Source organism: Corallincola holothuriorum, assembly GCF_003336225.1.
Classification (GTDB): domain Bacteria; phylum Pseudomonadota; class Gammaproteobacteria; order Enterobacterales; family Neiellaceae; genus Corallincola; species Corallincola holothuriorum.
Genome location: NZ_QPID01000007.1, coordinates 123,167 through 143,993, shown reverse-complemented (window position 1 = coordinate 143,993; position 20,827 = coordinate 123,167). Strand labels below are relative to the sequence as shown.

Here is a 20,827-nt window from a genome sequence, read left to right as displayed (position 1 = left end):
AGCTACCACGTTATCGATTACTGTCGGTAACGTTGTCCGAGCAAGCCTAGCAGCATAAGCACAGTTAGCACGACCGCTGATGTTGCTGGAGTGGCAATATTTGGGATGCTATCTACGACTTTGAGTGAGATGTCTCCGAAATATGCCTCGGAGTCATCATCACCGCGAATAAAATTACCGAATGCACCAAATTCAGCAACGTACATGTTTTCAAATTCACTATTTTCTAGTGCTTCGTCTGAACCTTCAAGTTCGATATCCAGATAGATATCGAAGAGATTATCTGGACGAGATGCACCTCTGGTGAACCCTTCAATGACTAAGACAAACGATCCTAAGTCGTCATCATAGACAAACCAAGGTAGATCCCATGCGCCTTCTATCATGGGATCAGATCTGAGCCAGAAATAGTCAGAATCGCCAGATGATGAAAAAACTGCTTCGATCTGTTCGGCGTCACTATCGACAATGATCCATCCTGAAAACTCAGAGTTGTGATCAGGAATATCATTCGTTAGAACACCTACAAAATCAAATTGAAGCAATGCGGCTTTGGTGGCGCATATAGGCATCAAGCTGAGTAATAAAACGATGATAACGCGGGTCACGACAAGCTCCTTCTCTAGTGGGGATCCTAGTCAGCTAATAGACATTTGTATGATTATTAGCCATATCTCTGACTTTAGCAGGAATATAGTTTGCTGCTATAGCAAAAGTAAAATAAAAAAACCGTACTGTAAAATATAGTTTTATCAATATGTTAGCTAAAGTAGCTTACGCTTACCTACTTACCAAGGAAGCTCGCTACCGTCCCAAGCAAAGAATTTCCCCGTATGAGATTGAGTCAACTGACTTGATAATCGAAGTAGATGACTAGCGGTATAAGCGGGGCTAAATAGTTTGTCACTATCGACATTGGCCTGAAATGGGGCGGATAGCGGGGAGTCTGTGGTACCTGGGTGCAGTGCGACGCATATTGTATTCATTCGTTTTCGTTGCCATTCAATGGCAAGATTTTTCACGCCCATGTTGAGCGCTGCTTTCGCCATGCGGTAGCCGTACCAGCCTCCTAAGCGGTTATCACTGATACTTCCAACTCTGGCAGAAAGTGCTGCAAATATGCTTTGACCACGACTTTTTTTGAGTAAGGGTTCTGCATGCTTGGCTACTAGTAGCGGCCCGACGGCGTTAACTAACCAGCTGTGGGTCATATGAGCCGAAGTTAGCTGAGTCAAAGACTTCTCCGGGCGGATCACTCCCTCATGCAACATCCCCGAACAAATATAAATCTTTTCGATGCACGGCCACTGCTGGGCGATGCTGGCAAAACAGCTTTCGATTGACGCTTCAGATTCAAGGTTAAGTTCGAGCTGCGTAATTTTGCCAGTGCTTGATTGTTTGCTCGGTGTGCGATGGGTCACGACAATGCCCTCGCAATGCTTATCATTGGCTAGCTGGTCAGCGAGAGCAGTGCCAATGGCTCCGCCACCAATCACAACTGCACGGAAATTGCTGGTTGTCACTTTGCTTTGTCCGTTAGTTGAGAGTCGATGTCGGCACGGGAGTCGTGGTCATCATCCGCCGTTTTTTCTTGCCTAGCGGGTAACTCTTGCTTCATTTCGATCATCTCAAACTCAAATTGCTCTTCTAACGTTTCTTTGGGGACCTTCATCGTCTACTCACTTATCACCGTGTGCTTATGTAAGCGGGTTAATTGGTTACACCAGATAAAACGCGGTGGATAGAAATATTTACGCCGCTGACGCCTATTTGGATCTGGTTTAATGAGGTTTTTCGGTCGCAATTTGTTTGTAATGGAATTTGTGTGCCAATGTGAGATATTTGGAATGATTATCTAAGTTCAGAGGTGAATCTATTCAATTAAATTAATATATAACAGAAGGTTACATTTTTTTCTCAATAGGGGGATTTTGCTGGTGTCTGCGGAAAAAAAGCTTAGATAGTTCTCGCTTCTCGTCGTGGTGAGAAATTTGCTGACACACTGGCGCGTCATGTGGAGTCGATTTACTGCGATAAAAGTGAGTATAAGTAAATGCTTAGATAAATGAGTTGAGTATGCTAGGCTTGCATATTAGCCATTCTTTATTACTGTTATTGGTCATACTGGAAAGACTATAAGAAAAGAGGAAGAAAGGAATCAATGAGTAGTCAGCGTCGTCGTAAAGGATCAGGGCGCGTAACCCTGGCGGATATTGCCGCAAAAGTCGGGGTCAGCAAAATTACCGTTTCCCGTGCCATTAGAACACCCGACAAAGTATCCGAATCGCTCCGTTTAAAGATCCAACGTTGTATTGATGAACAAGGGTATATCCCCAATCGTGCCGCCGGTGCTTTGGCGTCATCCCATTCCCAAACTATTGCTTTATTAGTTCCTTCATTCAGTAACACGGTGTTCACTGAAGTGGTAAAAGGCGTTGATGAGGTCATGCTGTCTGAGGGCTATCAGGTATTAATCGGACACAGTGGCTACTCAACGTTAGAAGAGGAGCGCTTGATCGAGACATTCTTACAGTATGCAGTCGATGGCGTCATTCTCTCTGGTAGCCAACATACAGAGCGTGCTCGGCGGATGCTCACACAAGCGAATATCCCCGTCGTAGAGATGATGGAGTTAGCGGATAACCCGTTGGGTGTTAGCGTTGGTTTTGATCAAGTTCAAGCTGGCAAAGCGGTCACTGAATACTTGATTGGCAAAGGTCACAAAACAATCGGCTTCGCTGGTGCGCGCATGGATCACCGGGCGCAGCAACGACTTCGTGGTTGGCGAGAAGCGATGTGGCAGGCGGGTTTAAGTGATGACCTGTTGATCACCTCACAAGCGCCTTCCAGTTATGCCATGGGGGCAAACTTGCTGGCTGAGTTCGTTCAGCGTTGGCCTGATTTAGATGCGTTATTCCTGTGTAACGATGATCTTGCCGCCGGTGCGCTGTTTGAATGTCAGCGCCGTAATATTCGTGTTCCCCATGATTTAGCTGTGATCGGCTTTAATGATCTGCCGATAGCCGCATCGACGGCGCCATCGTTGACCACTGTCGCGACGCCTCGTTACGAGGTTGGCGTGCGGTCAGCGAAAGAGTTATTGCGCATGCTGAATGAGGAAGAGGTGAGTGAGTCTCGGATCGATTTAGGCTTTGAAGTGAAAGCGCGGGAAAGCGCTTAGCTTTGCGCTATCAATCATCACGACACAAAAGCCAGCTCAACTAGCTGGCTTTCTTAAACTCAAGAACGGCCGATAAACAAGCCTGTGTGACTTGCTCTGCAGGTGGTGAAATATCGATAGAAGTGGCTTCGTTTGCTGATGGCTCTTCTAATGTATGGAACTGGTTTGTCAGCATGTTCTCATCAGTAAAGAAGTGGCCTTTACGTTGTTTAAAACGCGGTAAGATGGTGTCGTAGTCGCCTTTTAGAAACAGCAACTTTAGATCGGTATTACCCTTTCTGAGTAAGTTGCGGTACTGTTTTTTTAACGTCGAACAACTGATGATAGCGTTATCTCCGTTAGCTATCTTATCGTGGATCAGCTGTTGCAGTGTTTCGAGCCAACCTAATCGATCCTTGTCGGTGAGGGGTTCACCACGTTTCATCTTTGCGATGCTAGCGGGAGAGTGAAATACATCACCATCGTAGTAACGCCAACCAAGTTGCTCGCTCAGCATTCGTCCTATGGTGGTTTTTCCGCAACCAGAGACACCCATTAAAAGTACAACTTGTCCTTTTTTCAAACGGCTACCCTCCCTGTCGTCACGCTGATTAATTCAAGGTGCTTGAAAGATATCGCTAACATTAGATATCCGCAAGGCGAACACCGCTGGACTGTTCAATAATGTGACATTCAACGGTGTTCACTAATGTTTACGTTGGCTTCTAATATAGGTACTGCTGAATCAGTTGGCGAATATCTGTCATTCCGTAACTATCTGCGGCCATCTGTTTTGGCGCAATCAGCAGTGCGCCTGACTCTGGGGTTGACGCCAAACGGCCATGGCTGCCTTTGACCAAGCTTGCATCGAGCGGGATCACATCCATTAACATGCGGAAACCGAGCTTTTTTTGCAGTACGCGCCAAGCGATCTTGGCGATTGGCAGGCGCAGTTTGGGATCGACGAACAGCTCTACCGGATCGTAGCCTGGTTTGCGGTGTATATCGACGGTGCGGGCAAAATCGGGGGCAAGCGTATCGTCTAACCAATAGTAGTAGGTAAACCAGGCATCGGGCTCCGCGATAGCGATTAACTCACCGGAGCGCTCATGATCGATGTGCAATGCTTGTTGCTGCTCCCTATTAAGTACTTGTGCAACGCCGGGGGTGGCCATCAATAACTTCTGTATGTTTGCGACATCTTTTGGTTGACTGACGTAGATATGCGCTATTTGATGATCCGCGACGGCAAAGGCATCTGAGGCGCCAGCATCGAGCAGTTCCCAGCCCATTGAAGGACGGATTTTAAGGTACCCCTGCTGACGCAATATACGATTCAGGTGAACCGGTTTTGATACCTGTTCTATGCCATATTCAGAGACCACCATTACCTCTCCGCCACCGGCTTTAATATGATCGATCAGATCGCCAGCGACTTGATCAATCGCTTCGATATCTCGCCATATTTCCGGGTGTTCCGGCCCCAGCTTTTGCATGTTGTAGTCGAGGTGAGGTAGGTAAACGGTTTGTAGCGTCGGCCGATGCATATCGAACTCAAGCTTGGCTGCTTTGGCGATCCATGCACTGGAGCGAATATCGGACTTCGGACCCCAGAAATTAAAGAACGGGAATTTACCCAGCTGTTGTTCCAGTGATTCATGCAGGCCTGCAGGTGATGAATAAAGATCTGGGATTTTTCTACCATCGGCAGGGTAGTGTGGCCGAGGGGTAATACTGTAGTCGACTTTAGCGTACATGTTGTACCACCAAAACAGCTGGCTGATTTTGGCTGCGCTGTTATTGGCTTTCAGCGTATCCCAGACTTTGTCTCCCTGTACCAATTGGTTGCACTGTTTCCAAAACGCGACTTCGGCCAGGTCACGCATATACCAGCCGTTGCCAACAATACCATGTTGATTGGGTTGCCTCCCGGTTAACATGCTGGCCTGTGCTGTGGTGGTGACCGCTGGGAATACTTCACCCAGTGGACAGCAAAACCCGTCGGCGATCAGTTTGTTGAGTTGCGGGGTATGTTTTCCCAGCAAAGATTGCGTGAGCCCGACGATATTGATGATAGTCAGTGACTTCTGTTGCGGCATATTCGGTTCCAGAGCTGTATTGGGTTGGGGAGTTAATTGCTAAGCAGCTGCCATTGGCTCAGTTGCTGTTCAAGCCACGACAGTTCGCCGCAGATCCCTGTAATGAGTGCATCGTTTGAATTTGGCCGTTGGTCTTCTGGTAGAAGTTGCCAAGTATAGGTTTCCACTTCGATGTGGGGGTGACAATCCTGGTGTTGCTCTAAAAACCGGCAAACGTGAGAGATCTGATCAGCGGTGGTGGTGAGCCGCTGGCTAATCAGCTCTGTGGCCTGCAGCGGCACGTGGAAGTGGATCCGCCATGGGTTAGATGAGGGCAATGCGACGCTGCCATCTAACAGGGCTGCCAAATCATCGATACGCTTGCAGCCTTGCTCAACTTGAGTAGCGACTTGATGCATATACTTGGGCTCGGCAAATGCTTGGAGATCATTTCTGGTGTCTGCCCGTGCAGGTTGATTGGCGACTAACGCACTCGATACTTGGAGCTTGCCGATAGTGATGCCAATGCGGTGGATCGCATCCAACGACGCATAGATATCTTCATGCATCACTGCTTGGTGGCAGATATCGTAGCAACAGCCGAGATGGCGTTTAACCAATGCGAAAGGGATCTGGTTTTGTGCTGCTGTTTGCCGGAGCGTAGTGTCGTAGAAAGCGATCAGCTGACTGGTGTATTCAAGGGCGCACCCTGGTTCCATCTCTATACAGAAGCGGATCTGTTTGCCAGATTCCTGTTCCAGCGTGGCCAGGGCGGTGGCCAATTGGATTAGCTGTTCTGCTGCTTGCTGCTGTTTCTTCTCTGTCCAGTCTTGGGCATATCCCAAAGGGAGAGTGGATATGGTGCCGTAACTTTCGTTATCGGGGAGGCTGGCCACTAATATCTTTGCCAATTTCAGGCTGTACTCAAGGCGCGCTGGATCACTCCAATCGGGCAGGTAGGCAAGCTCTTTGACACGAGCCTGGTGAAAATTTCCGGCAGGAAAACCATTTAAGCTGCGCACTTGGATCGCGTGCTTCTCCAATTGCAGCTGCCACTGCTTGAGATGCGCAGGTGCCGACAGCAACTCGCTGGCGGCACGTTCGCTTAGCCACAAGCCCGCTTCCATCTCTGTCAGCCCCCGTTGCTCACGCACCGGCGAGATAAAGTCAGTGATGTTGCGGAGTACTTCAGCCAAGCTCTCACCTGGATGGACGTTACTGCAATAACCGAGCTGTTGTTTGCGCCAACGCTCTGCCATTAATCTTGATCGACCTTTGTCGTATCCGTTTCAACCACCGGCTCCTGACCGCGTAAGGCGGAGTTATCCAACCACCGCTGGGTTTGGTCGATGGCGGGGCGACTAACCTCTTCGACACTGATGCGGCCGCTCTGGGCGAAGAAGTTAATCGGATTTTCAAAAGTAACTAAGCTGATATCCTGCTCACTGAAACTGGCATCCCGCATCGCTTGCGCAGTTTTCGGGACTTTTAGTGGATCACTGACGCCCCAATCTGCAGCACTATTGATCACCATCTTCTCGGTGCCATATTGTTGCAGCAGTTTCACCATGCGGGGTTCAGACATCTTGGTGTTGGGATAGATGGAGTGGCCACGCCAGCACTCTGTTTCTAGCACCAGTGGTAGAGTTTGTTCATTCAAGTGGTCGATTAACACCATATTTTCGTCAATACCGATCTCTTTGATCATGGCGATGGTGCGCTCTGTGCCAGTGAGTTTGTCGCGATGTGGTGTGTGTACCAGAACCGGCAGTGATAGCTGTTTTGCCAGTTGTATCTGTTCTGCCATAAAGCGTTCTTCATTGGGGGTGATATCGTCAAAGCCAATTTCGCCGACACCTACCACGCCCTCTTTTGCCAAGTAGCGGGGCAGTAGCTTCATCACCTCTTCAGCGAGTGCAATATCATTACTCTCTTTCGGATTTAGCCCCATAGTGCAGTAATGAATAATGCCAAATTGACTGGCTCGAAAACGTTCCCAGCCGACCAGCATGTCGTAATAGTCGACGAAACTGCCGACCGAGGTTCGCGGTTGTCCTTGCCAAAAAGCCGGTTCAATTACGCCAATAATTCCAGCGTCGGCCATATTCTGATAATCATCGGTGGTGCGGGAAACCATATGGATATGGGGGTCGAAATAATTCATCAAGCGAACCTTTGCTTGCCTTATGGCGAATAATCTTTGAACGATATAGTTGTTATATCGGATCTAGAGAGTGATATCAGTGAGATGCTTCAAACGTCTCGTCTCTGCACTGCTGTTCACATTGTGACTGTTGCAGTGCTTGTTTTGCTGTCATTAGTGCATGATGAGTGTCATCGCCAATGATGCTATCGAACAGGCGCTGGCAGCGCTCTGTCATATTCAGACAATCTATCGCCAACCAGATGGAATCAGGTACCGGCCTGTTAGCATCTAACCGCTCTTCAATATAACGTAGCGCCATGATCGATAGATTATGATTGCGCCTTGCTTCCAGCCCGTAAATAAATGAGATGTTAAGTCCTTGAAAAAGAGATTTAATCACTAACTGATTAAACGCGTCCTGGCTAAAAAAGATCGCTGGGTAGGGATTAAACAGGGCGATAGCGGTAAATAAGTTTAGGCTATTGATGCGGCATGCTTCGATGGCGAGCGCAGCATTTTTTCCCTTGGGATCTAACAGTTGCAAGCCTTTAATGAGGGCAGCACGTTCGTTCTCATCTCCCCGTTTATAGCCAGCGAGCAGCGTGTCACCCTGCTTATCTTCTTCACAGCCTGCAGCTTGCTGGGCGGCGTGGCACAGCAAGATGCGCACGGCATCGGTGCAATGCCAATGCTGTGGGGTCCAGGCTTGTGGTTTTTTCGGCGCTGATAGCACGGTTGTCGTTGGCAAAGCCAACTTTGCGCTAAATGGCGCTTTGCCTATATGGTGGATCGCCGAGGTAGAAGCTTGCTCCCATGTCGTGAGCGGAGAGTCACTCTCGGTCATGGTATCGATAGCCTTTGTGAACCATTGCCAGCGGGGAGGCGACAGCTGCAGTCCAAGCTGTTGACGGATAACTTCGACTAGTTGGGGGGCAGAGCGACTACTCATTTTGGGCTCACGTCATATAAAGTTGTTTGGCGATCAGCTTTCCCGGCACCATCAGTAACAGGAGTGCCAATGCGGCGAGGGGCAGTCCTGCAGCTAACAAAAGTAGTGCATCGAATGGGATAATCCCCATCAACAACATGATGACCATGCCTTTTACTGCACCAGGGGTAAAATCATTATAGAGCTGCTTCAAGCGCAGCATCAGTATGATCCAGCCGGAGAGCGTCATCGCCAGAAACAGGTAACCGTGAGGCGTTTGGCCAAACCATAACGTCACCAGTAGTAGCATCACTACCGTCATCACTGCTGCAACGGTAAGCAGACGTTTAGGGTTAGTGGCGCAGGTTTCTTGCTGGCTCAGTAGGGTCAAGCCAAAGATATAGGCAAATACGGGCAGAGGTAGCAGCGCCCAGAGCGCATTAAGTTCAATGATCGATAGTCCCAGTAACCAGTTCAGGTAACGGCAACTTCCCATCAAGCCCGCGGCAACGAATCCTTGATGACGAATAGCGTCATAGGCGACTACGTTGATCGCCAATGCTAGCGCGATATAAAAGCTCTGCATACCCAAAGAGAGGCTCAATGCCAAGCCAGTTAACAACAAACTCGCGCCGCCAACAAACGCCCACTTAACCGAGAGCTGACCAGATGGCAGGGGGCGCTCAGGTCGCTCTCGTCGATCTTCGTTGAGATCAAAGCAGTCGTTGAGCACCATGCCGCCATGGAAGAAACAGAGGCTGATGGCGATTAAGGTGAGTAGTTCGGCAATATCACCATGACCTTGTGTGGCAATAAAAAAAGCCGCCACAATGTTGCCAATGGCGCTGAAACCGTTAGGCAGGCGGATCAGTTGCAGTATTGCCTTAGTGAGCGTTCTATTGGCCATATGTGGCATCCAGTTTGAGCTTTATATGGGGCAAGTGTCCTTGTATTAACCATTGGGCACAGCGTTGCATTAGTTGGGCATCAATATCTGATACTTCACTGGCTGCACCGATCCCGGAAAGTAGGGTAATACATAGGTTGCCTCCGAGGTGCTCTCTGAACTCGTTCAGTGCATCCTGCATATTCATCGCTTCCAGTTCATCGCAGCAGAGCTGAAATCCGGCACCCTCTAAACAGATAAGGATATCGGCGCATTGCTGTTTTGATAGGCGCCCAGTTTGCCAGGCGTAGAGGGAATCCAGTGCAATACCGATGGCCACCGCTTCACCATGGCGTAGTCGGTGTCCAGACAGTGCCTCCAGCTTGTGAGCCGACCAATGGCCAAAGTCCAGCGGCCGCGCTGACCCCATCTCAAATGGATCACCACTACCGGCAATATGCGCTAGATGTAATGATGCACAACGCTTAATCATGGTAAGTGCAGCTTCATGATGGAAGTCTGTTAAAGATTTTCGATGGGCCAAAAGGTAGTTAAAAAAATCGCTGTCCTTGAGGAGTGCGACCTTAACTGCTTCGGCAATCCCGGCACGCTTGTCCCGTTCTGATTGGGTATCGAGAAAATCGAAGTCATTGATCACCGCAAACGGAGGCGCAAATGTGCCGAGGTAGTTTTTGCGTTGTTGGTGGTTAATTGCATTTTTGACCCCAATGCCAGCATCATTTTGTGCCAAGGTAGTTGTCGGCATGCGGATTAAGCGAATGCCTCGGTGTGCGGTTGCTGCGGCATAACCTACGGCATCAAGTACAGCCCCACCACCAATCACCAGCAGATAACTGTGGCGATCAACCTGCTCGTCGGCGATGCGGCGATAAAGCGCCTCCAACATCGCCTCCGGCTCTTGTTTACAAATTTCACCGCCTCTGACCACTTCATGGGAAAGCAGGTTAAAGCCATGGCGTTCTGCATATGCCTGCAGTTTGTGAGGCAAATCGGCATGATGATGCAGTACTTCACTATCGATGACAGGCATTATTTGGGGTGAGGAGGGCAGGGTGCGCGGAAAAAGGTTTGCCAGCGTCATATTGCGCAAATTCAGTGCATCGCGGGTAAAACTGACCGGATAATTGAAGCTTACTTGAATGCGGGTGTGCACAGTTTCAGTCACTGCAGCGAAACTCAATGGAGCGACTTGTTTGTTTTTGGTGCTATGGATTTGGGACATCGGGGCCTCGGCGTTTGTTCTAATCGTTTATTACCGCGTCCTGCAGAAAAATTGTTCATTTATTCGGCAAAGGGAGTGACAGAGTGACATAAACAGAGCGTCATTAAATTGACGGTAGTCTGAGTTTGGGTAAAAGCAAACCTGTTTTTTCTAGGTTTTTTCCATTGTCAAAATGTTATCTTTCGCTAACCAGTTGATTTTAAATACAAGCCGAACATCAGCGAATGTTAAAATTACAATGATAACGGTAACAGATTTGTGAAAACGCTCACAAACTATGCAATTGGCCGTTAAAAACCCTACATGATTGCCCCTTTCTTGTGCGGTAATAGAGTGGAAATTGTACTGCTGGTGATCCGTCACAGTGCAATAGAGAAGACAAAACGGCACAAAAAGATATCGATAACATAAGCCGTCGTCTTTACATCCTGTACCTTACAAAGCTCTAGCCAATGGGGACCGCTTCCTGGCTGAGCTACCTTGGCTAGGAGGCAGCCGTGTTACCAAAAACCATAAGGCAAAGCCTGATTGGCGTCGTAGGCGCAAGCGTCTTGAGCATCTCAGCTCAAGCAGCTGCTGAGCCGCGAACCGCTTTCGTGCATCTTTTCGAGTGGCAATGGAAGGATATTGCTATTGAATGTGAAGAGGAATTGGGACCGAAAGGATTTTCGGCGGTTCAAGTTTCTCCACCGAATGAGCATGTACAGGGCGATGCCTGGTGGACGCGTTATCAGCCTGTAAGCTACAAGATAGACAACAGTCGTAGTGGTACACGGGCTGAATTTATCGACATGATAAACCGTTGTAGTGCGGTTGGTGTCGAAATATACGTTGATGCGGTGGTTAACCATATGGCCGGCGGCGGTGGTACAGGCACCGCTGGCAGTAGCTTCAGCTCGCCTAATACTTATCCTGATTATGGTGCAGCGCAGATGCACCAAAACAATTGTGATATCACCCCTGAGGATTACGGTACCAACGCATGGCGGGTACGTAATTGCTCTATTCCTGGCCTGCCTGATTTAGCCACTGAACGGGAAGACGTTCGGAATACTATTGCTGGTTACATGAACGAGATGATCAGCTTGGGTGTGACCGGCTTTCGTATTGATGCCGCGAAGCATATGGAGCCCGCCGATGTTGAGGCGATCCAAGCGAAGCTGAGTGCGCCGGTTTATATCTTCCAGGAAGTGATTGATCTCGGCGGTGAGAAAATCAGCCGCGATGAATACACCGGCTTTGCTGATGTCACTGAGTTCCAGTATTCAGCGAAAATCGGCGATACCTTTAAGAATGGCCAACTCAGTTGGTTAGCCAATTTTGGTAGCCCTTGGGGCTTTATGGCCGACGATAAAGCCGTGGTCTTTACCGATAACCACGATAATCAGCGTGGCCATGGGGCGGGCGGTGCCAATGTACTGACTTTTAAAGATGGCGCGCTTTACGATCTCGCTAACGTCTACATGTTGGCCTGGCCTTACGGCTATCCAAAAGTGATGTCCAGTTACCAGTTCGGTGACATTAATGACAAGGTGCAAACCGACATGGGACCGCCGGGAGTTCCGGTACATGACGGCAACAACCTCAACTGTTTTGCGGATCAGTGGAAGTGTGAACACCGCTGGCGTCCGATCGCCAATATGGTGTCGTTCCGTAACTTTACTGCTGGCTCTGCTGTGAGTAACTGGTGGGACAATGGCGGAAATCAGATCGCTTTTGGCCGCAGCGGCAAAGGCTTTGTGGTAATTAACCGTGAAGCAGGCGTTATCAACCAGAGCTTTGCTACTGGCATGGCTGCTGGCACTTATTGTGATGTAGTGAATAGTGATTTCGATAAGGATACAGGGCAGTGTGACGGTACCGAGATCACTGTTGATGCGGCAGGGAATGCGAGTTTCACTGTGGCAGCCTTTACTGCGTCGGCGATCCATGTTGGCGCAAGCTCAACAGGTATTTGTACCGATTGTGGTGGCTTTAACTGGGACAATGCTTACCTTCGTGGCACCAGCAATGGCTGGGCTACAACGGCGCTGGCACAAAATAGTGAGACCGGACTGTGGGAAGTTAACGCCACTTTTGCTGCCGATAACCCACGTTTTAAGATCACCCGTTTTGCAGATTGGACAGAGGCGTATCCTGTTGAAGACTTCCTGATCACCGAAGGTGCTGGTGATTACTTAGTGACTTTCAATGATGCGACGCAGGCGATCTCTGCAACTAAGCAAACGGTCATTGTCGCTCCCGATCCTATCGATATCGCAGCGAATAGCATCTGTTATGACAATGAGGCTGGTTTTAATACGCCAACTGTCCATTACTGGGCGGCAGCTCCTGCGGGTTCTCTTGCCGCGAGTGATTGGCCGGGTGCAACCATGGTGGCGCTGGGTGACTACTACTGTCACGATTTCGCTGTCGAGCTCTCCAGCGTTAATGTGATCTTTAGTGATAGCGGTGCCAATCAAGGAGCAGAACTTAATTCTACCGGCCAGGGCTGCTATCAAAATGGTGCCTGGAGCACATTAGAGGCGTGTAACTTCAAAATTGTTGTGCCGAAAATTGCGCCTATCGCAGATGCCGGCGCGGATATCACTATTTACGCTGGCGATACGGCCAATTTTGATGGTTCAGCGTCTTATGATAGTGATGGCGACATTGTCTCTTGGGCGTGGAGTAACACTTTAACTGGCGAAACAACCAGCCGGATCTACGATACCGCAGGTACCTATGTGGTGACCTTGACGGTGACAGATAATGACGGGCTAACGGCGACCACACAGGTTACCGTGACCGTGATTACTGTGCCTATGAATGACAACTCAACTCTCTATTTTAAGAACAGTTTAGGCTTCAATACGCCAACGGCACATCTGTTCGATGCGGTACCTGTAGCATCGGTCGCTGATACGGCTTGGCCTGGTGTTACCTTGGCCAGTGAAGGTGGCGATTGGTACAGCCATGACTTTGGTACCCATGTCGAGTCTGTCGGTGTGGTGTTTAGTAATAGCGGCGCTAATCAAACATTGGACCAAACCTTCACCCATGAAGCGCCCTGTTATCAAGATGGTGCCTGGGTAACCATGGAGCAGTGTGAATTTGGTCAACCTAAGGATTACAACTATCCCGAAGGGCGTGCCATCTACTTTTATAACGCAGATGGCTGGGCAACTCCGACGGCATATACCTGGAATGAAACACCAGCTGGTTCAGTTGTCAGTGATGGTTGGCCAGGTAAAGCGTTAACCGAGTTTGGCGATAACTTGTATTTCTTGGATATCTCAGCCGCAGCGGTTAGCAGTAACGTCATCTTTAGTGACGCAGGCAACAATCAAACCACCGACCAAGTATTTACTGGCGCCAATAACTGCTACAAGCAGGGTGAGTGGATGACGGAAGAGGCGTGTGGTGTGCCCTCGCCATTGTCAGCAAACGGGGGCGGAGATCGCACTGTCAATGTCAATGGCACGGTGACACTTTCCGCTGATGGTTCCGTCGGTGACATTGCCAGCTACGCCTGGACGTCTTCTGCCTGGGGTACTTTGAATGGTGCGCAGGTGACGACCCCAGCTTTGACGAATGAAGGTGATCTCTCGGTCACCCTTACCGTCACGGCGACAGACGGTAGGACAGCGACTGATAGCTTTACTATTTCAGTTGTGGACAGTGGTTATGGTTTGGCTTCCCGTCCTTTGTTAGCGGCGCCGTTGAACTTCCCGACCTCAGGTCAGGTGTCAAACGGAAACTACGGTTTTGAAAATGCTTTTCCTAACCTAGAGGGCTTATTCGGTGCCGCCGTGTTGGTGCTGCATGACGGCTTCAACGATCTACTTTATGTCGTCGATAAGCCTGGCCGTGTTTATGCCTTTCCTAATAGGGAAGATGTGACACAGCTGGAGGTGAAAACCGTACTCGACATACGTGGTGTTGTGCGTGATAACCATGAGCAGGGTTTGCTTGGTTTAGCATTTGATCCCGACTTTGCTAACAACGGCTATTTCTATGTTTATTACAACTATGGTCTGAATGATGATTCTAGTGATGGTGGTGTTTATGGTGATGCGATTTTAGAGCGTTGGACCATGGACAATCCAGCTAATCCGACGGCGGCTATTGCTGGATCAAAAGCTGAAGTATTGCGTGTGCCGCAGTTCGGCCCTGACCATAAAGGTGGCATGCTGCAGTTCCATCCAACTGAAGGTTACTTATACCTGAGTATTGGTGATGGCGCGTATGGCCACAGTGCCACACAGTCATTCCCAGAAGATCCGCGTACTAATAACAGTCCACAGGAAACGGATAATCTGCGCGGCTCTATCATCCGTATCGAAGTATTGGATACCCCAGAGGCGGGTAAATACTACCGTGTACCTGGAGATAACCCATTTGTGGGTGATCCCAACGTGCTGGATGAGATCTGGAGCTATGGTCACCGTAATCCATGGCGCTGGGCGTTTGATACTGTTGCGCCATATACCCTATGGGAAACTGAAGTGGGTCAACAGGGTTATGAAGAGGTCAACATTATTCAGCCGGGTCAAAACTATGGCTGGCCGATCTGTGAAGGTGTGATTAACCGCGGTGCGCTTGGTGGCGACGGTACATCTAATCTCGACTGTAATAGTGATTTTGTGCCACCGGTTGGCGGTTTCTATCACACCGGCAGCTCTTCGATTATCGGTGGTTTTGTCTACCGTGGCAGTAACCTCCCAGGACTGAATGGTCGCTTTATCTTTGGTGACTACAACTCGAAGTTGATCTGGTCGATCGCTGAAGGTGAAGAGAAAGTTGTGTTGTCTGATGCCTTCCCTGAGAACATCGCCTCGTTTGGTACTGGCCTTGATGGTTCAGACCTATTCATTACCACTTACGGCGTTGAATTTGGTGATGGTAGCTCGCGCATCTATAAAGCGGTTGATCAAAATATTGAGCAAGCCGTGGTGCCAGCTAAGCTGTCCCAGACAGGTATCTTTAGTGACCTGGCGCAGCGTATCCCTGTCTCTGGCGTCGTCGCTTATGAACTGAACTCCGATGCTTGGTTCGATGGCTCGATTGTTCGTCACTATATGGCGATACCAAACGACCAGGTTATCGGCTTCTCCGATGATGGTAACTGGACATTCCCGGTGGGTACGGTTTTGGTTAAGCAGATTGAAGTGACCATTGATGCTGATGGCAACACTCGCCCATTGAATACCGCGGTGCTGTTTAAGCAAGAAGCCGGCTGGGAAGCGGCGAACTACAAGTGGAATGAATCCTATACTGATGCTGATCTGGTGGCTGAGTTTGAAACTATCAATGTGACAGAGTGGGTAGATGGCGCGTTGGTGAGTCGCGAGCGTGTGATCCGTACGGGTAACGAATGTGCCAGCTGTCATGTGGGTAACGGAAGCAAAGAGCCGTTGGCGATGTTTACCCGCCAGCTAAATGGCGATATGCAGTATCCAAACATGCTCGATAACCAGTTACGTACACTTAATTTCATCGGTATGTTTGATCAGAATATCTCTGGGCCTGCGTCGTATCCTGCTTATGTCGATCCTGCTGATACCAGTGAAGATGTAAACGAACGCGCTTACACCTACATGGATACAAACTGTGCCCATTGCCACCAAAGCGAAGGCTTTATGGACTTGCGATATGAGACGCCGATCGGTGCCAAAAATATCGTTGGTGTGGCCACCAGTGGTGATCTATTCCGGGTTGATCCATTCCACCCGGAAAACAGTGTGGTGTATGTATTCCAGACCACGGATGGCAACCGTATGCCGAAAGGCTCGAAATATACCAATCCGCTGGCATTGAGCCTTTTTGATCAATGGATATCAGCACAGAATGCGATTGTGACCGGCTTGCAGCTCAATGTCTCTTCATTGACGCCAGAGCTCGGGGCGACGGTCAGTCTGTCGGTATCCGACCTGTTCGACAATGGCTTTACCGCACCGGTAACGGGCTCAGTTATTTGGAACTCCAGTGATCCATCGATTCTTGATGTGAGTGGATTTTCTGCTGCTAGCTTGCAATTGACTACCTTAGCTCAAGGTGAAGTGACCTTGATGGCGACTGTCGGTGGCGCTTCGGACAGCATCACCTTGGTAGTCGGTAACGGCCCAGCGAAACCGACTCACTTCTCTGCACTGGCGCTTTCCACGTCGGCAATCAGCCTGACCTGGAATGATAATGCCGATGATGAAAGCAACTATCTGCTCTATCGTCGTCTGCAGCCAAACGATACTTGGGAGCTACTCGTTGAGCTGGAAAGCGATACCATTAGCCATGTTGATTCAGGCTTGATAGCTGACACCGCTTACTATTATCAACTTGTGGCGAATAATGCCGAAGGCAGCTCGCCAGCGGTATTTAGTAGCGTATCAACCAAGTCCGGTAGCAGTGGTATATACGACGCGTTAACCATAGTACCGGGTGCTGTTACGTTGCTCGCCGGTGGTACGCAGCAGCTGGTTGCTGTTGGCGAAACAGCGGATAGCCGTGACGGTATCACCTATGACGTCACCTGGAGCATTGCTGATACTAACATTGCCACTGTGGATGCATCTGGTTTAGTGACTGGCGGCAGTGTTGCCGGTACTACGACCTTGACCATCACCACCCTTGAGGGCGATGAAACGTCGGTTGATGTGGTAAATCAGGGCGAAGGCTTTTATGTCTACTTCCAACAGCCAGGGGATTGGGCTGAAGCCAGCATGTATACCTGGTACGGCCCGCAAGGTGGCGAAACCAAAGGCTTGGGCGATTGGCCTGGCACCAGTATGGAAGCGGCGCCAGAGTACGGCGGCTTGTGGAAGCGTCAGCTGATTAAAGAGGAGTTCTTCGGCGGCAGCAATAACGTCAACCTGATCTTCAACTGTGGCAGTGCAGAGTGTCAGACTGACAACTTGGTGCTGACCCGCGGTTCAACCAACGTGTGGTTTGCCGACAATGCTTGGTTAGCACAAGCACCTGAAGTTGATGGCGCACCTGCCGGTACACAAGTGCAGGTGCAAAATGGCCGTATCAGTCTGCCGGGTAGCACGGTCAATCTGACCAGTAAGCTGTTCGTTCCTGGCACCGTGGCTGATATTGTGGCAATCGACGCAGGCCCAGGGCAGCGTTTCTCTGGCTGGGAAGGTACTGGCATTGCATTGCTGCTCGATCCAAACAGTGCGGCAACCAAGTTAGTTATCGAAGATACGGTCTCTCTTACGTTGTTGGCTGTATTTGAGAGCATCGAAGACACTCACAAAGCAGGTCGGGAGCAATATCAAGCGATGTGCGCAAGTTGCCACGGCTCTGAAGGTGGTGGTTATCCAAATCTAATCAATATCGCTAGCCGTATGACGCTGGAAGACCTGGCTGATTATATCGAAGTGAGCATGCCGAAAGGGAATGTTGGTGCCTGTGTCGGCGACTGTGCAACAGAAGTGGCCGCCATGGTGTTTGAAGAAGCATATAAGGTGCCTGATGAACTTTGTGATGCCGATAGTCTGAATGACATGGTGCCACCTGATCGCGGATTCCGTCTGCTCACCGCTTATGAGTACAACAACTCAATTCGTGACCTGTTAGGTTTGACTAACGACATCAATGTGACGGACTCAGTGCCGCAAGATATTGCCGTCAATGGTTTCAAAACTGACGCCAATGCTGTGTTTACTAACGAGCATGTATCGGGCTACCTAGATGCCGCCGAACTGGCTGCTGATATGGTGACTAGCTTGAATGACTTGGCACCAGGATGTAGTGGTGAAACTGACTGTATTATCAATAGTTTCGGTAAACGCGCTTTCCGTCGTCCTTTGACTGCCACTGAGTTTGCGCAATTGAAATCTCTGCACTCAGCGGAGGGCGATAAAGGACTGTTGACAGGTATCTTCTCGTCACCACTGATGCTGTATCGCTCTGAGGTGGGTGAAGAGATTACTTCGGGTGACCGCGACGGTTTCTTTGAGTTGACTGATTATGAAGTTGCCGGATTACTGAGTTATACCTTCTGGGCAACGACACCTGACGCAACATTGATGAGTGCTGCCGATGCCGGTCAGCTAAGCAGTTCAAGTCAGATCCAGGTTCAGGTGGAGCGTTTACTGGCTGATGATAAAGCGAAGTTGGCTTTTGATCGCTTTATTGAAGGCTGGTTAGGCACCAACCGTGAGATCGACGGTCAGGTGAGTGAATCTCTGAAGGAGTCGATGCGTGAAGAGACTCATCACTTTGTTCGTGAAATTGTATTTAGCGGCGGCTCTTATAACGAGCTGATGACGGCTGATTACAGTTATATGAACCAAGAACTGGCCGCGCATTATGGCCTCTCTTGGCCTGGCGGCAATGGTTGGCAGAAAGTGACCTATACCGGTGATAACTCAGATAGGGCAGGTATCTTGGGGCATGCCTTTACGCTGGCCGCATCTGCTAACGGTGAGGCGACTCACCCGGTCAAACGTGGTCTGTTTGTTCGTCGCAACTTAATGTGTCAGGACTTCCCGCCACCACCTGTGGGCGCAGAGCTTAAACCTGTAACGGATCCATCGAAGACGGTACGCGAACGCTTCGAGACCCACATTCAGGAGCCTTGTGCAGCGTGTCACCAGTACATAGATGGCATCGGTTTTGGTTTGGAAAGCTATGATAATCGTGGCTTGTTCAGAACGACCGAAACGACAGCCGATGGTACGGTTAAGCCTGTCGATGCGAGTGGCTACATTGGTAGTTTGGCATCCGCCGAAACTTTCCTGACCGCATCAGACCCTATCTACAACTTCAGCAGTATGACTGAGCTATCAGGCCTGATTGCTGATAGTCGACATGGTAAAGCGTGTTTTGCGCGGCAGTGGTATAGAGCAACACGGGGGCAGCGCGAAGAACGAGATGATAGCTGTACCTTGCAGGTGTTTGGCGACCAGTTCAAGCAGGCTGACAGTGAACGCTCTATTCTCGAGTTGATGGTTGATATGACCCAAACTCAAAACTACATACTGCGTAAGTAACGGAGGCGACAAAGATGAACGTATTAAAGAATAAGATGCAGCGTCGTGAGTTCCTTCGTGGCTTAGCTATGGCTGGAATGGCGGTACCCTTTGCTAGTCAGTTCTTGGTGGCAGGCAAAGCACATGCAGCTGGAAACAGTGCCAAGCGCTTAATTGTGGTGTTTTACCCCAACGGCTGTAAGCGAGATAGCTGGCACAGCTATGGTGACCAGTTAAATGAGGCCAGCCTTGCCAATAGTCCATTACTGCCTCTTGCCCCTTATGCTGATCGCATGGTGGCGTTTAAGAACTTGTCCTTCATTGGGCATGGCGGTAGCTCGGGCCACCCTGAGGCGTGTCGCGGCGTGTTTTCGGGCGGGCATGAGTATTCGCCGACCATTGATGTGGCCATTGGTGAAGCACTCAATGCCGGTACGCTGAACAACAATCTGCACATGGGTCTGTGGTCATCGCAGAAAACGGACAAGGAATATCATCCGTTTACTGATAAAAATGGAAATAAAATCATTCCAAATGATGATCCTCAGTCTATCTACGACAAGTACTTTGCCTCCCTTGGGGGCGGCAGTGGCGGCGAGACTGATCCCGCCACTGAAAGCCGTAAGCGGGTGTTAGAAACTCTGCATGAGAACTTAGATGTGATGCAGACATACTCGCTGAATGCCAAGCAGACCGCTAAGTTGCAAACTCACGAAGAGTCGCTGGACTACTTACAACGGGTATTGAACAGTAACCTCGACCTGAGTGGCTTAAATCGCCCCTCAGTCGGTATGACAGGTATCAATGATGAGGCGGAGTTAGTCGCCCAGGCACAGATGCGAAATATCGCTTATGCCATGGAGTATGACTTGACGCGCGTTGCTACCTTCCAGTTTATGTCGGCTCAAGATGAGTCTTTGAAGGTTAACTTTGAAAGTATTCACCCCTACATGGGTGACTTCGCTTTCCCACCAAAGCTGACCTACAACGAAACGAAGAGCCATGTAAGTTCACATAACGAGAACAATCTGTTTGATGCTCAGACTCGTTGGTACAACATGATGGTTAAGTACCTGTGTGATGAACTGGCTGCACGACAAGATCCTACCGGTGGCGGTACGTTGTTGGATACCACGATGATCCTGATGATGTCAGAGATGGGCGGCGGTAACCACCAGCAGGAAAACCCCGGTGTATATGTTGTGGGTGGTGGTAATGGTGCGATAAACCAAGGTGTGGTTGTCGATGCCGGTAACCGCGGTAGTTCTAACCTGTTCCTCGACTTGGCAAAAGCGATGGGGTTAGGTTGGTCGAATTATGGCAATAGTAATGGCGGTATTCCTGGTTTCCTTGCATAGAGTAAGCGGCATGTGAGGTTTGGGCGGCCTGCTGGTCGCCCGTTTTTAATCGCGAGTGAATACTGACCTGA

The 20,827-nt window shown here is 49.6% G+C and carries 13 protein-coding genes; 3 read left to right on the top strand and 10 right to left on the bottom strand.

Annotated features, from left to right (window positions below; translation table 11 throughout):
* Window positions 1-17 precede the first annotated feature (17 nt).
* The 3 genes from DU002_RS12675 to DU002_RS19380 all read right to left on the bottom strand — a co-directional run bounded on the left by DU002_RS12675 (window position 18) and on the right by DU002_RS19380 (window position 1,672).
* Window positions 18-608: a hypothetical protein gene (locus DU002_RS12675; protein WP_114338760.1), complete on the bottom strand. Its 591-nt coding sequence runs from the start codon at window positions 606-608 to the stop codon at window positions 18-20.
* Between the two features lie 180 nt (window positions 609-788).
* Window positions 789-1,523 (bottom strand): SDR family oxidoreductase, encoded by a 735-nt coding sequence (locus DU002_RS12670; RefSeq protein ID WP_114338759.1) that lies wholly within the window; start codon window positions 1,521-1,523, stop codon window positions 789-791.
* Window positions 1,520-1,672: a hypothetical protein gene (locus tag DU002_RS19380; RefSeq protein ID WP_158538050.1), complete on the bottom strand. Its 153-nt coding sequence runs from the start codon at window positions 1,670-1,672 to the stop codon at window positions 1,520-1,522. Before DU002_RS19380 ends, DU002_RS12670 begins: the two co-directional genes overlap by 4 nt.
* 489 nt (window positions 1,673-2,161) lie before the next feature.
* On the opposite strand from DU002_RS19380, the gene gntR reads away from it, so the two are divergent.
* Window positions 2,162-3,181 carry an HTH-type transcriptional regulator GntR gene (gene gntR / locus DU002_RS12665; protein WP_114338758.1) on the top strand — a complete coding sequence of 340 codons (1,020 nt, stop codon included), beginning with the start codon at window positions 2,162-2,164 and terminating at the stop codon, window positions 3,179-3,181.
* Window positions 3,182-3,221: 40 nt separating this feature from the next.
* On the opposite strand, the gene DU002_RS12660 is transcribed toward gntR, so the two are convergent.
* The 7 genes from DU002_RS12660 to DU002_RS12630 all read right to left on the bottom strand — a co-directional run bounded on the left by DU002_RS12660 (window position 3,222) and on the right by DU002_RS12630 (window position 10,441).
* Entirely contained in the window at window positions 3,222-3,743 is a 522-nt protein-coding gene (locus DU002_RS12660; protein ID WP_199405240.1) for a gluconokinase, read from the bottom strand.
* Window positions 3,744-3,885: 142 nt separating this feature from the next.
* Window positions 3,886-5,259, bottom strand: coding sequence for an alkaline phosphatase family protein (locus tag DU002_RS12655; RefSeq protein WP_114338757.1), 1,374 nt, complete (start codon window positions 5,257-5,259; stop codon window positions 3,886-3,888).
* A 32-nt stretch (window positions 5,260-5,291) separates the two neighbouring features.
* Complete coding sequence (gene eboE / locus DU002_RS12650) at window positions 5,292-6,497, bottom strand: metabolite traffic protein EboE (RefSeq protein ID WP_114338756.1); 1,206 nt, start codon at window positions 6,495-6,497, stop codon at window positions 5,292-5,294.
* A complete protein-coding gene (locus DU002_RS12645; RefSeq protein WP_199405239.1) occupies window positions 6,497-7,402 on the bottom strand; it encodes a TatD family hydrolase in 906 nt (301 codons plus the stop codon). Before DU002_RS12645 ends, eboE begins: the two co-directional genes overlap by 1 nt.
* Window positions 7,403-7,478: 76 nt before the next feature.
* Complete coding sequence (locus tag DU002_RS12640; RefSeq protein WP_114338754.1) at window positions 7,479-8,333, bottom strand: EboA domain-containing protein; 855 nt, start codon at window positions 8,331-8,333, stop codon at window positions 7,479-7,481.
* A gap of 7 nt (window positions 8,334-8,340) precedes the next feature.
* Window positions 8,341-9,219 (bottom strand): UbiA family prenyltransferase, encoded by an 879-nt coding sequence (locus DU002_RS12635; protein WP_158538049.1) that lies wholly within the window; start codon window positions 9,217-9,219, stop codon window positions 8,341-8,343.
* Entirely contained in the window at window positions 9,209-10,441 is a 1,233-nt protein-coding gene (locus DU002_RS12630) for a 3-dehydroquinate synthase (protein ID WP_114338752.1), read from the bottom strand. Before DU002_RS12630 ends, DU002_RS12635 begins: the two co-directional genes overlap by 11 nt.
* A 551-nt stretch (window positions 10,442-10,992) precedes the next feature.
* Between DU002_RS12630 and DU002_RS12625 the strand changes: the two genes are divergently transcribed.
* Window positions 10,993-19,419, top strand: coding sequence for a starch-binding protein (locus DU002_RS12625; protein ID WP_199405238.1), 8,427 nt, complete (start codon window positions 10,993-10,995; stop codon window positions 19,417-19,419).
* Window positions 19,420-19,433: 14 nt separating this feature from the next.
* Window positions 19,434-20,756, top strand: a complete 1,323-nt coding sequence (locus DU002_RS12620; RefSeq protein ID WP_114338750.1) for a DUF1552 domain-containing protein — start codon at window positions 19,434-19,436, stop codon at window positions 20,754-20,756.
* Window positions 20,757-20,827: the final 71 nt, after the last annotated feature.